We start from the raw sequence: 12,188 nt of genomic DNA on the forward strand, positions 1-12,188 counted from the left end.
CGAGGCATGGCATCACTCAACGTCGGCAATCTCGGCGAGTACCTGCGTGAGCAGCGGCGTACCGCGCAGCTCTCCCTGCGGCAGCTCGCCGACGCCGCCGGAGTGTCCAATCCGTATCTCAGCCAGATCGAACGCGGGCTGCGCAAGCCGAGCGCCGAGGTGCTGCAACAGGTTGCCAAGGCCCTGCGGATCTCGGCCGAGACGCTCTACGTGCGGGCCGGGATCCTCGACGAGCGGGAGCGGGAGGAGCTGGAGACGCGAGCGGTCATACTGGCCGATCCGTCGATCAACGAGCGGCAGAAGAACGTGCTGCTGCAGATCTACGACTCCTTCCGCCGGGAGAACGGTTTCGATGTCGCGCCCGACACCGGCACCGAGGTCCACGGTGCCGCAGGCGCGGAGAGCAGAATCGACGACGATGCGGAAAGCGGTACCGGTGGAGCGAACGGTGCCGGTCCGGATGCCCGCGGCCCCCGCACGGCCGGCGGCAGTGATGCAGACCCACCAGCGAACTGACTTCTGATGATCCGGGAGGACCACAGTCATGGCCATCACCGATGACCTGCGCAAGACCCTCACCGACCCCACCCCCCTCTACTTCGCCGCCGGCACGGCCGACCTCGCCGTGCAGCAGGCGCGCAAGGTCCCGGCGCTGATCGAGCAGCTGCGGGCCGAGACGCCCGAGCGGATCGAAGCGGTGCGCAACACCGACCCGAAGGCCGTGCAGGAGCGGGTCACCACGCAGGCCAGGGAGGCCCAGGCCACCGTGCAGGCGAAGGTGACCGAGGTCTTCGGGGCGCTGGACACCGACCTGAAGAAGTGGGGCGAGACGGCCCAGGACCTGGCGCTGCGGAGCGTGGGCGTGGCCGCCGAGTACGCCGTCCGGGCCCGTGAGACGTACGAGAAGGTGGCCGAGCGCGGCGAGCAGACCGTGCGGACCTGGCGCGGCGAGACGGCCGACGAGATCGTCGAGATCGCCGCCGTCGTCGAGGCGGAGCCGAAGCCCGTGCCGAAGCAGAAGTCCGACGCGGCGGTGAAGCCGGTGGCCCCCGCGAAGCCGGTCGCCCCCGCGGCGAAGAAGCCCGCGCCGAAGGCTGCCGAGTCCAAGGCGGCACCCGCCGCGGCGGCGAAGAAGCCGGCGCCCGTGCGCAAGCCCGTGGCGAAGAAGACCACCCCGCCGTCCTCGAAGTAGAGGGAGCCGGTCCGGGGAGTACCGGAAGAACGGGCCGGGCACCTTAGGGGTGCCCGGGTCGTTGTCCCGGTACCTTGGCCGCGAGGCGCTCATCCACTCACTAGGCGGTGCTCACCGTGTTGCTCGAAGCATTCGGCTCGTTCCTCCAGCTGCTGTATCTGGCCATGCTCGTCCTGGCCGTGGTCGCGCTGGTGTTCGCCGTGACGGCGCGCGAGGACGCCTACCGGGCGGCGGACAAGCAGAAGAAGTCCTTCTGGCTGATCATCCTCGGGGTCACCGTCTTCGTGAACCTCGTCATCCCGATCCTGTTCCTGCAGATCGCGGGCGTCATCGCGTCCATCGTCTTCATGGTGGACGTCCGGCCGGCGATCAAGGCCGTGTCGGGGGGCGGCGGCCGGCGCGGAGGTTCCAGCAGCGACGGACCGTACGGCCCCTACAACGGCGGGCGCTGAGCCCCCGAGGACGAGGCGGCACCGGGGCGGGAGCGCGACGCGCTCCTGCCCCTCCGGTGTATCCGGGCCTCGTCGCGTTCCAGCAGCAGGACCGCCACGTCGTCGGTCAGCTCTCCGCCGTTCAGCTCCTGCACCTGGGTGACGGCGGCCTCCAGAAGGGCCTCGCCGCCCAGTCCCTGGTCCAGCCTGCCGTTGACCATGGCGACCATCCCGTCCTGGCCCAGTCGCTGGGTGCCGCCCTGCCCGACGCGTCCTTCGATCAGGCCGTCGGTGTACATCATCAGGCTCCAGGAGCCGCCCAGCTCGACCTGCCGACGGGGCCAGCGGGCGTGCGGCAGCAGGCCGAGGGCGGGGCCGCCGTCCTCGTACGGGAGCAGGTGCGCCGCGCGTCCCTGGCGGGCGATCAGCGGTGAGGGGTGGCCGGCGATGCACAGGCCCGCGCGCCGCCCGTCGGGGGCGATGTCGACGGTGCAGAGCGTCGCGAAGATCTCCTCGCTCTGCCGTTCGTGTTCCAGGACCTGCTGCAGCGTGGAGAGCAGGTCGTCTCCGCAGAGCCCGGCCAGCGTGAGCGCCCGCCAGGCGATACGGAGCTCGACGCCGAGCGCCGCTTCGTCCGGGCCGTGCCCGCAGACGTCGCCGATCATGGCGTGCACCGTGCCGTCGGGCGTGCGGACCGTGTCGTAGAAGTCCCCGCCGAGCAGGGCGCGACTACGGCCCGGCCGGTAGTGGGCGGCGAAGGCGAGGTCCGAGCCGTCGAGGAGCGGGGTGGGCAGCAGCCCGCGTTCCAGCCGGGCGTTCTCCTGGGCGCGGAGCCTGGACTCGGTCAGCTGGTGCTGGGCTGTGTCCGCGCGTTTGCGCTCCACGGCGTACCGGATGGCGCGGCTGAGGAGACGCCCGTCGAGCTCGCCGCGGAAGAGGTAGTCCTGGGCACCGACCCGTACGGCCTCGGCGGCGCGCTCGGCGTCGTCCTCCGCGGTGAGGGCGAGGACGGCATGGCGCGGCGCGATGCGCAGGACGTACTCGAGGGTGGCGAGGCCGTCAGGGCGGCCGGTCTCGTCGCCGCGCGCGCCGGGAGGCAGGGCTGCCGCCTCGAGATCGAGGTCCAGCAGGATGCAGTCGACGTCGTCGGTGAGCAGCCGGGCGGCCTCGGTGAGGTTACGGGCGGTACGGACGCGGACCCGTCCCCCCGGGGTGGACGACAGCTCGGGGACGGCGAACGTGCCCGCAGGGTCGTCCTCGATCACCAGAAGTGTGAGGTCGGCGCCATGAGTGCTCTCCGCAGCGGGAACGGCACGTTGCTGCGGTACGGGTACGGGCATCGGTTCGGGTTTCCTTCCCTCCCCCCGAGGGCGCGGCGGACCGACGATCGACGACCCGCCGACGGGGACGATAGCGGTCGACGCCGGGTGAACGGAATGGCGCCCGGCGATCATCGTCTGTCATATGCGCGGCCATAAGCCGCTTCCCACCACGGATCCGGCGGGTTGGTCGTACACGAAACGGACATGAGGTCATGACGAACATCACGCGCCCGACACGCGTCGCACACATGCGTGGCGGCGTCCACGGGCGCGAGGGGCGCCCGCCTCCTTCGCCCCCGTCGGACCGGGGGCGGGAGACGGCCCGCGCCCGGTCCGGGCGACTGCTGTCCTGTCCGACGTCCGGCTCCTACTTGTCGGGGCGGACCACACCCAGGATCTGCATCGAGCCGGCGCCCGCCAGAGTGACGTCCCGGCCGGGCCGGGGGGCGTGCACGATCGAGCCGTCGCCGACGTACATCCCGACGTGGCTGGCGTCGCCGTGGTAAATGATCAGGTCGCCGGGGCGCATGTCCTGGACGGGGACGCGGGGGAGCTGCCGCCACTGCTCCTGGGAGGTGCGGGGGATGGGCCGCTTCGCCGCCGCCCAGGCCTGTGAGGTCAGTCCCGAGCAGTCGTACGAGCCGGGGCCCTCGGCTCCCCATACGTACGGTTTGCCTATCTGGGCGGTCGCGAAGGCCAGCGCCCGCTTGCCGGCCGGGCTCGCCTCGCGGTTGATGTCCTTGAGCGCGCCGGAGGAGAGCCAGGCCGCCTGCGCCGTGGACGCGGCGTCCCGTTCCAACTGGAGGAGCCTGGCGCGCTCCTCCTTCGCCAGCTGGGATTCGAGCTTCTCGGCCGCCGCGATCTGCGCGTCGATGCTCTTCTTGGCCTTGGCCTGCTTGACGCGGTTCGCCTCGATCTTCCGCCAGTTGAGGTTCGCGTCCTGCGTGTAGGTCTCCAGGTCCTCCTGGGCCTGCTTCAGCTCGGTCAGCATGCCCTTGGTGGCCTGCTGGCCCTGACGGGCCTGGTTGATGCCGTCCATGAAGAGGTCCGGATCGCCGCTCAGCATCAGCTGTGCGCCCGGGGGGAGCCCGCCGGTGCGGTACTGCTCGCGGGCCTGGGCGCCCGCCCTGTCCTTCAGTTCGGCGATCCTCGTCCGGCCGTCGGCGATCGCCTTCGTCAGCCGGGCGATCTCGCCGGACTGCTTCTCGGACTGCTCCTCGGCGAGGTTGTACGCGTCGGTGGCCGCCCCGGCCTTCCGGTAGAGGGTGTCGATCTCCTCGCGCACCTCCTCGAGGCTCTTCCCCGGAGCGGCGGGGGCTCCGGCCGTCGGGCCGGGCTCGGGAATGGGAGCGGCCATGGCCTGGACGGGCGCGGTCAGCAGAGCCAGTGCGCATACCAGGGTGATCGCGGCAGCGGCACAGTGGCGTCGGTTCACAGGCTCCCCCTCCAGGCGAAAGGCAACGAAGGCCGTATCGCGGACATGTGACTTACCGTCAGTAACGTTCGAGTGACGACGCGATCGTGCCATGTTGTCCGGTAAAGCAACAGAGGTCCGCGTCACCGCCCTCGTCACACAGGGGGACGAACGGTGATCCACGGGTGTTCCCGGTTCCGGCCAGGTCCCACCGATCGATTCCGCCCGGGGCCGGCCGCGGACGTTCGCGTCCCGTCACCGCCTCCCGTCACCGCCTCCCGTCACCCGGCGACGGGCCGCAGCGCGGACCAGTGGACGGTGATCTCGCCCTGCCGCCACCGCCGTACGCCGTCCGCCACGGGCCAGTCGGCGGAGACCGACCGGACCGTCGCGATCCAGCGCTGCCGCGCGCCCAGTGAGGTGTAGGGGGAGGCGGCGGCCCAGGCGCGGTCCAGGTCCCGCAGGAAGGCGTGCACCGGTTCGCCCGGCACGTTGCGGTGGATCAGGGCCTTCGGAAGGCGTTCGGCGAGGTCCGAGGGGCGCTCCAGCGAGCCGAGCCGGGTCGCGAAGGTGACGGTGCGCGGGCCCTCCGGGCCGAGCGCGACCCATACGTGCCGGCGGCCGATCTCGTCGCAGGTGCCCTCGACCAGGAGTCCACCGGGCGCCAGCCGGTCGCACAGGCGCCGCCAGACCGCGGGCACCTCGCCCTCGTCGTACTGGCGCAGCACGTTCGCGGCCCGGATCAGGGCCGGGCGGCCCGCCGTGGGGATCTCGAAGCCACCGTGCACGAAGGTCAGACCCTCGCGCTCGTACGGCTTGGCCGCCGCGACGCGCCCGGGGTCGATCTCGACGCCCACGACGGCCGTGCGGGGGTCGGCGGTGCGCAGCCGCTCCAGCAGCTCGACGGCGGTCCAGGGCGCGGCGCCGTAGCCGAGGTCGACCGCGAGGGGCGAGTCGCTGCGACGCAGGGCGGGGCCGTGGGTGGCGGCGATCCAGCGGTCCATGCGGCGCAGCCGGTTGGGGTTGGTGGTCCCGCGGGTGGCGGTGCCGATGGGGCGCTGGTGCATGAGAGGGAGCGTATGCGAAGCACCCGCGGAGCGGCCGGGAGCGCCGGGCGTCCGTACGGCACGCCGACGGGATACGTAATGATTTGGCAAAACGGAAATGAAAGGCCGGATTCCGCTGTTCTCGCCCTTCAGGGGACCGTGTGCCCTGTACGTGTCATGCCCTGAGCGAGGAGGAGCGGACCCGTGAGCCAGTACGTCTCCCGGCTCGGCAGCAGCCGTGCGGCACCGCGCATCCGCTTCCCGGGCGGTTTCGCCGGACACCGTAAGCCGCGCCGGGTCGCGATGCTCTCCGTGCACACCTCGCCGCTGCACCAGCCCGGCACCGGGGACGCGGGCGGCATGAACGTCTACATCGTGGAGCTGGCCAGGCGCCTCGCCGCGATCGGCATCGAGGTCGAGATCTTCACCCGGGCCACCACCGGCGGACTGCCCCCGGCGGTCGAGCTGGCGCCCGGTGTCCTCGTCCGGCACGTCGACGCGGGGCCGTACGAAGGGCTGGCCAAGGAGGAGTTGCCCGCCCAGCTCTGTGCCTTCACCCACGGCGTGATGCAGGCATGGGCCGGTCAGCGTCCCGGCTACTACGACCTGGTCCACTCCCACTACTGGCTCTCGGGTCAGGTCGGCTGGCTCGCCGCGCAGCGCTGGGGCGTTCCGCTCGTCCACGCCATGCACACCATGGCGAAGGTCAAGAACGCCGCGCTCGCCGAGGGCGACACCCCCGAACCCGCCGCGCGCGTCATCGGTGAGACGCAGATCGTGCACGCCTCCGACCGGCTCATCGCGAACACCGCCGGAGAGGCCGACGAACTCGTCCGCTTCTACGACGCCGATCCGGCGTCCGTCGCCGTCGTGCACCCCGGGGTCAACCTGGAGCGCTTCCGGCCCGGCGACGGCCGCGCCGCCGCACGCGCCCGCCTCGGTCTGCCTCAGGACGCACTGATCCCGCTGTTCGCCGGCCGCATCCAGCCGCTGAAGGCGCCGGACGTGCTGCTGCGCGCCGTCGCCGTCCTCCTGGACCGCGACCCCTCACTGCGCTCACGCGTCGTCGTACCCGTCGTCGGTGGCCCCAGCGGCAGCGGGCTCGCCAAGCCGGAGGGCCTCCAGAAGCTGGCCGCGCGCCTGGGTATCGCCGACGTCGTACGGTTCCACCCGCCGGTCGGACAGGACCAGCTCGCCGACTGGTTCCGGGCGGCGTCCGTGCTGGTCATGCCCTCGTACAGCGAGTCCTTCGGGCTCGTCGCCATAGAGGCCCAGGCGGCCGGCACGCCGGTCGTCGCGGCGGCGGTGGGCGGCCTCCCCGTCGCTGTGCGGGACGGCGTCACCGGCTTCCTGATCCCGGGGCACGACCCGGAGGCTTACGCACAGGCGCTGGGCCGGTTCGCGGACAGCGCGGAGCTGGCCGGGCGGATGGGCGACGCCGCGGCCGAGCACGCCCAGTCCTTCGGCTGGGACACGGCCGCGTCGGCCACCGCCGACGTGTACACGGCGGCGATGCACGACCACCGGCGCCGCGCCCGCTCGCACCACGGCTGAGCGGCGGTGCCGGGCTGAACGCCCGGGCGCGTTGTCGTACGCTCGCAGCATGGCTGACGTATCCGACGAAGCAGCAGCGGCGCAGGTCATCGAGACGACGCTGAACGACGCGGAGCTCGAATGGGAGAGCCCCGAGCCCGGCAACTACGTCGTGAAGCTGCCCGGCACGCGCAAGCTGTCCACGACCTGTTCCCTGCTGGTGGGGCAGCACTCCCTCTCCCTCAACGCGTTCGTCATCCGCCACCCCGACGAGAACGACGCGGCTGTGCACCGCTGGCTCCTGGAACACAACCTCCGCCTTTTCGGAGTGAGTTACGCCATCGACCAGCTCGGCGACATCTACCTCGTCGGTCGGCTCCCGCTCTCGGTCGTCACACCGGACGAGCTCGACCGGCTGCTGGGCGTCGTGCTGGAAGCGGCGGACGGCGCGTTCAACCCGCTGCTCGAACTCGGCTTCGCGAGCGCGATCCGCAAGGAGTACGCCTGGCGGGTGGAACGCGGCGAGTCGACCCGGAACCTGGACGCCTTCGCCCATCTGACGCAGCGCCCGTCCTGACCCCGCCGCGGTGGACTACGCGAGTGCGTCCAGGGCCGCGACGAGCCGCGGTGCCACCTGGCTCCACGTCGCGGCAGCCGCCTCGGGCCCCGCACCCCGGGGCACCGTCTCGGTGAGCATGATCAGGTAGAGATAACTGCGGTACAGGTCGAGCCGGCGCCGCACGGACGGGGTGAACACGAGCGGCGTGCCCGTGGCGGACGCGTATCCGGCGAGGAAGTCCCCGTCCGCCTCCGGGTCGCCGAACAGGTGCGTGGAGACGAGGTCCGCGACCGGGTCGCCCCAGAACATCCGCTCGCCGTCGACGATCCCGCCGATGCGCCGCCCGCCGGGCTCCCCGGTCAGCAGGAGGTTCCCCTGCCACAGGTCGAAGTGGACCAGCACGGGGCGGGTCACCTCGTCCAGGACGCCGGAGGCGCCGGCGAGCACCTCACGGATCCGCCCCGCCGGCAGCGGCAGCCTCGCCCCGAACCTCTCGGCGTCCGCGAGCACACCGTCGGTCATCGCGGTGAACGCCCCGCGCCAGGAGGGGGAGAGCGGCCCCAGCGGCTCGGCGGGATAACCGAACCCCCCGGGTCCCGTGACGCCGTGCAGGCGCCCGACGATGCTTCCGAACCCGTGGCGCAGAGCACGGGTCCCGCCGGGTGCCGGTTCACCGGCGACGGCGCTCCAGGGCCGTCCCGCGCACGCGGTCATGACGAGGTACGCGCCGGCCGGCGCACCCGGGTCGAACTCGCTGTGCACGACCCGAGGGATCGCGGTGCCGCCCGCGGGGGCGGCGGCACCGTAGAAGGTGACCTCGTTGACGAGCAGGCGCTGCTCGTAGCTCAGTCCCGCGCCGTGGGACGGGGGGATCTTCACCACCCAGTCCCGGCCGTCCTCGAACCTGACGCGCGTGACGGTGTTGTACGTGCCCCCGCCGAGCGACTCGTGGGAGGCGGGCCCCCGGGCCCCGACGGCTTTCAGTACGGCTGCTGCGTCGACGGACACGGACGGGTCCCCCCGGGCTCGACTGCGGAATCGACCACCCCACAGGAGCTTCACAGGGTGATCACGACCGAATCACGATCACATCCCGTGACCGTTCGGGGCGATCATCGGACAGGTGTCCGATCGTAGAGTGTGCGGCACCGCGACAGCCCTGCCGTGCGGGCCTTGAATTCCGGCCCGGAGCGGGGCCGTTGCCCCATCAGACGGAGAGATGAACGAACCATGCGCGCCACCGCCGTACGCCGTACCGCCCTCGCCGCCGCTGTGGCGTCCCTGGCCCTGCTCGCCACCGCCTGCGGCGGATCGGACGCCGACGCGAAGGGTGACGGCGGCGCCTCGGGGGCGAAGGACGACGCCTCCGCGAAGCCCGCAGCGGTCAAGGCGCTGACGTCGGCCGAGCTGGAGAAGGTGTCGCTGGAACAGGGCGATGTCGCGGGTCACAAGGTCACCAGAACGGGCCCCGAGGACATCGCCAAGCCCGGGGACGTCACCGTCGACAAGAAGGAGTGCGAGCCCGTCGGTTTCGCCTTCTACGGGGTCGAACGGGGCACCCCGGTCGGGAACGCGGGGCGCAAGGTCGTCCAGGAGCCCAAGAAGGACGAGTCCGCCGACCCCGAGGACGCCCTCGCCGGCATCCTCGACGTGACGTCCTCCCTCGTCACGCTCGCCTCGTACGAGGGGGACGGCGCCGAGAAGAGCCTTGCCGAGCTCCGGGAGTCCGCCGCCGAGTGCGCGACCGGCGGGTTCACCCTGTCCATGAAGGGCTCGAAGCAGAAGGTCACCAAGCTGACCGAGGAGAAGGTCACGGGCGGCGAGGAGGCCCTCGCCTGGCGCGTGCAGATGGGGGAGGGCGACGCGGCGGCCCCCTTCAAGCTGGTGAGCGTGCGTCAGGGCGGCACGGTCGCCACGTTCTTCTCCTTCAACCTCGGCCAGACGGGCGCGGACTCCGACTTCGCCCTGCCGACCGCGCTGATCGACGCCCAGGTCAAGAAGCTCGGCTGACACACGGGCGATGAGGGGGCGGGGGCGGGCAGGACGGCTCCCGCCCCTTCGGCGTCCGGGGGCGGGCCAGGACCACGGCGACGACGACCGTCACCGCTCCGGCGAGCTGCACCGGGGAAAGGGTCTCGCCCAGGACGAGATAACCGAGCGCCATCGCGGTGAGCGGCGAGGCGAAACCGAGGACGGACACCGTGAGCGCGGGCAGCCGCTCCACCCCGCGGAACCACACCGCGTAGGCGAGCAGGGCGCCGACGAACCCGAGATAGGCGAAACCGGCGACGTTCCGGCCGTCGACCGAATGCGGCAGCCCCTCCCCGATCAGGGTGACGGGCAGCAGGAGGATCCCGCCGAAGCTCAACTGCCAGCCCGTGACGGTGAGGAGGCCCACCCCGGGCGGCCGTCCCCAGCGCTTGGTCAGCACGATGCCGCTCGCCATGCTCACCGCGCCCAGGAGCCCCGCGCAGACCCCCACCGCGTCCAGGCCCGCGCGGGGGGTGAGGGCCAGCAGGCCGACACCCGCGGTCCCGAGGACGCAGGCCGCGGCGTGCGTCGCCGTGATGCGCTCCTTCAGCAGGAGCGCGGACAGGACGAGGACGATCGCCGGCTGGACGGCCATCACCAGGGCGGCCACTCCGCCGGGCAGGTGGTAGGCGGCGACGAAGAGCAGATAGAGGAAGGCCCCGATGTTCAGCGTGCCGAGCACGGCGGCCCGCCACCACCAGTGGCCACGCGGCAGGGTGCGGCCGATGGCGAGCAGGATCAGGCCCGCCGGGAGGGCCCGGACGGTGGCGGCGAGCAGAGGCCGGCCGGGCGGCAGGAACTCGGTGGTGACGAGATACGTGGAGCCCCAGACCAGTGGGGCCAGGGCGGTGATCGCGGAGTCGGCGGCGATCCGGCCGGACTTCATCGGGTGCCGCCTCCCACCGAGCCGGAACGGCCGGTGAACGCCTGGCGGGAGGACGGGCGGCGTCCCGGGTGCGCGCGGGTCTCCGCCGGTCTGCCCACCGGCGGCAGCATCGCGATGTGCGGGCCGTCGCGGTCCTCGACACCGATGGCCCGCTGCCGCTCGTCCCAGCCGTTCACCGGGGAGGTGGCCGGCCCCATGGAGGTGGCGGCGAGCACCGCGTAGGTCGCCGCGTCCTTGACGGCGTACTCCGCGAGCGACCCGGGCTGTTCGAGGTCCTGCCGGAAGTCCCGCCGGAAGTCCTGCGTGGCCGGCGGGAGACCGCTGACGGACCGTACGTTCCAAGCGCCGCTGCCCGGAGCCTGGCCGTGGACGTCGCTCAGGTCCTCGCGCCAGGTCCGGTCGGCTGCGGCGGACACGGGCGTGAGCGGCGCTTCCCGGGGGTGCGGCCGCGCCCCGGTGGCCCGGGTGAGCGCGGCCCGGCCCTCGTCGTCCGAGACGGCCACGACGGAACGTGCCTGCGGGTTCCGGCTGGAGGGTGGCTCCAGGGCCAGGTCCAGCAGCTGGGACAGCCGCCCGTCCGGTATCGGGTCGGGCAGGTCGTGGCGGATGCTGCGGCGCGCACGGATCGCCTGCGGCGCGGTCAGGGAGCCTGTGTCCAGCGTCATGACCGGACCGTAGCGCTTTTGCTTAGCGCTAAGCAACCAGGTAGCTCAGTACTAAGGTAAAGCTATGCTGGCCGCATGAGTGACCATGTGGACCGCGTGCTGGCGCAGTGGGCGGAGCAGTGCCCCGGACTGGACTCCTCGTCGATGGGGGTGATCGGGCGCATCAAGCGGCTGGCCCGGATCGTCGAGGCGGAACAGCGCACCGTCTTCGGCGCGCACGACCTCGACCCGGCGGCCTTCGACGTCCTGGCCACCCTGCGGCGCAGCCCGGCGCCCCACCGGCTGACCCCCGCGGAGCTGATGCGGTCCGCCATGGTCACCTCGGGAGCGATCACTCAGCGGCTGGACCGGCTCGAGGAGCGAGAACTCGTCGTGCGCACCCGCCGCCCCGAGGACGGCCGCAGTGTGCACGTCTCCCTCACCCGGACGGGGAGGGAGCTGATCGACCGGGTGCTGGTGGACCACGTGGCCAACCAGAACCGCCTGCTGTCGGGCCTCACCGGCGAGCAGCGCGACCGGGTCGCGGACGACCTGCGCGGGCTGCTGGAGTCGCTCGGGGACACCGACCGCCAGGTCAGGCTGGGGTGACGGGCCAGTTCACGGGAGCGGTACGAGCCTGACGACGGTGACCGTCAGCACGGAGCCGGAGACGTAGTAGAGGACGATCGCCCCGTAGACCGTCGCCTCGCGCCGGTCACGTTCGCGCTTCACGGCGGTCGAGGCGTGCCCGTAGGGATCCATGCCCAGGGTGCGCGCCATCTCGTCGCGGAACGAGTCACCGTCGCGCATCTTGGCCAGGGTGTCGTCGGCGGGCGGCGCGTAGGAGATGCGGAAACTCAAGCGACGTTCCGCCTCTCGGCCTCGTCCTGCGCCAGCCGGTCCAGGATCTGCTCGGCCTCGGGGTCCGGCACGGACTCGAGCATCCAGTGGCGCATGACGGCCTGGATCTCGTGGACCCCGGCCTCGTTGATCGCGAGGTCGAACTCCTCGCGTCTCTCCTCGGGCAGGGCGGCGCGGATCGCCGGAATGCTGTTGGGCACCTCGACCTCGGTGCCGCCGACGAAGGTCTTCAAAGACTCGCCCATGACCGCTCTCCCCGATCTCCTTGC

15 protein-coding genes are annotated in these 12,188 nt (G+C 72.1%); 7 read left to right on the forward strand and 8 right to left on the reverse strand.

Annotation, left to right across the window (positions count from 1 at the left end):
- Positions 1-6 precede the first annotated feature (6 nt).
- From ACHFIV_RS00440 to ACHFIV_RS00450, 3 genes are all read left to right on the forward strand, one after another.
- On the forward strand, positions 7-516 hold the full coding sequence (locus tag ACHFIV_RS00440; RefSeq protein ID WP_398961825.1) for a helix-turn-helix domain-containing protein: 510 nt from the start codon (positions 7-9) through the stop codon (positions 514-516).
- A 28-nt stretch (positions 517-544) separates the two neighbouring features.
- Complete coding sequence (locus ACHFIV_RS00445; RefSeq protein WP_398961828.1) at positions 545-1,192, forward strand: hypothetical protein; 648 nt, start codon at positions 545-547, stop codon at positions 1,190-1,192.
- 116 nt (positions 1,193-1,308) lie between these two features.
- Entirely contained in the window at positions 1,309-1,644 is a 336-nt protein-coding gene (locus ACHFIV_RS00450; RefSeq protein WP_033298647.1) for a DUF2516 family protein, read from the forward strand.
- Here the strand turns inward: ACHFIV_RS00450 and ACHFIV_RS00455 are convergent.
- From ACHFIV_RS00455 to ACHFIV_RS00465, 3 genes are all read right to left on the reverse strand, one after another.
- A complete protein-coding gene (locus ACHFIV_RS00455; protein WP_398961832.1) occupies positions 1,626-2,963 on the reverse strand; it encodes a PP2C family protein-serine/threonine phosphatase in 1,338 nt (445 codons plus the stop codon). The two genes, ACHFIV_RS00450 and ACHFIV_RS00455, sit on opposite strands and share 19 nt — an antisense overlap.
- Positions 2,964-3,312: 349 nt before the next feature.
- Entirely contained in the window at positions 3,313-4,380 is a 1,068-nt protein-coding gene (locus tag ACHFIV_RS00460) for a C40 family peptidase (protein ID WP_398961834.1), read from the reverse strand.
- Between the two features lie 260 nt (positions 4,381-4,640).
- Positions 4,641-5,426 carry a class I SAM-dependent methyltransferase gene (locus ACHFIV_RS00465; protein ID WP_398961835.1) on the reverse strand — a complete coding sequence of 262 codons (786 nt, stop codon included), beginning with the start codon at positions 5,424-5,426 and terminating at the stop codon, positions 4,641-4,643.
- Between the two features lie 183 nt (positions 5,427-5,609).
- Here ACHFIV_RS00465 and mshA point away from each other — a divergent pair, with 183 nt between their 5' ends.
- Positions 5,610-6,959, forward strand: a complete 1,350-nt coding sequence (mshA, locus tag ACHFIV_RS00470) for a D-inositol-3-phosphate glycosyltransferase (RefSeq protein WP_398961838.1) — start codon at positions 5,610-5,612, stop codon at positions 6,957-6,959.
- A gap of 49 nt (positions 6,960-7,008) precedes the next feature.
- Positions 7,009-7,515 carry a YbjN domain-containing protein gene (locus tag ACHFIV_RS00475; RefSeq protein WP_398961840.1) on the forward strand — a complete coding sequence of 169 codons (507 nt, stop codon included), beginning with the start codon at positions 7,009-7,011 and terminating at the stop codon, positions 7,513-7,515.
- Between the two features lie 15 nt (positions 7,516-7,530).
- Here ACHFIV_RS00475 and ACHFIV_RS00480 read toward each other — a convergent pair whose 3' ends face one another.
- On the reverse strand, positions 7,531-8,505 hold the full coding sequence (locus tag ACHFIV_RS00480) for a phosphotransferase family protein (protein ID WP_398961842.1): 975 nt from the start codon (positions 8,503-8,505) through the stop codon (positions 7,531-7,533).
- A 222-nt stretch (positions 8,506-8,727) separates the two neighbouring features.
- Between ACHFIV_RS00480 and ACHFIV_RS00485 the strand changes: the two genes are divergently transcribed.
- Positions 8,728-9,507, forward strand: a complete 780-nt coding sequence (locus tag ACHFIV_RS00485; protein ID WP_398961845.1) for a hypothetical protein — start codon at positions 8,728-8,730, stop codon at positions 9,505-9,507.
- On the opposite strand, the gene ACHFIV_RS00490 is transcribed toward ACHFIV_RS00485, so the two are convergent.
- The gene (locus tag ACHFIV_RS00490; protein ID WP_398961847.1) at positions 9,491-10,414 is read right to left on the reverse strand and encodes an EamA family transporter; all 924 of its coding nucleotides are present in this window, start codon (positions 10,412-10,414) and stop codon (positions 9,491-9,493) included. The two genes, ACHFIV_RS00485 and ACHFIV_RS00490, sit on opposite strands and share 17 nt — an antisense overlap.
- Complete coding sequence (locus tag ACHFIV_RS00495) at positions 10,411-11,079, reverse strand: nitroreductase family protein (RefSeq protein ID WP_398961850.1); 669 nt, start codon at positions 11,077-11,079, stop codon at positions 10,411-10,413. Before ACHFIV_RS00495 ends, ACHFIV_RS00490 begins: the two co-directional genes overlap by 4 nt.
- Before the next feature lie 75 nt (positions 11,080-11,154).
- Here ACHFIV_RS00495 and ACHFIV_RS00500 point away from each other — a divergent pair, with 75 nt between their 5' ends.
- On the forward strand, positions 11,155-11,667 hold the full coding sequence (locus tag ACHFIV_RS00500; protein WP_398961853.1) for a MarR family winged helix-turn-helix transcriptional regulator: 513 nt from the start codon (positions 11,155-11,157) through the stop codon (positions 11,665-11,667).
- A 9-nt stretch (positions 11,668-11,676) separates the two neighbouring features.
- Here ACHFIV_RS00500 and ACHFIV_RS00505 read toward each other — a convergent pair whose 3' ends face one another.
- Together ACHFIV_RS00505 and ACHFIV_RS00510 are read right to left on the reverse strand one after the other, a co-directional pair.
- A complete protein-coding gene (locus tag ACHFIV_RS00505; RefSeq protein ID WP_398961854.1) occupies positions 11,677-11,919 on the reverse strand; it encodes a hypothetical protein in 243 nt (80 codons plus the stop codon).
- A complete protein-coding gene (locus ACHFIV_RS00510) occupies positions 11,916-12,164 on the reverse strand; it encodes a hypothetical protein (RefSeq protein ID WP_391771701.1) in 249 nt (82 codons plus the stop codon). Before ACHFIV_RS00510 ends, ACHFIV_RS00505 begins: the two co-directional genes overlap by 4 nt.
- Positions 12,165-12,188: the final 24 nt, after the last annotated feature.

The sequence above is a fragment of the Streptomyces sp. ALB3 genome (genome assembly GCF_044385685.1).
In the GTDB taxonomy this organism is placed as follows: Bacteria; Actinomycetota; Actinomycetes; order Streptomycetales; family Streptomycetaceae; genus Streptomyces.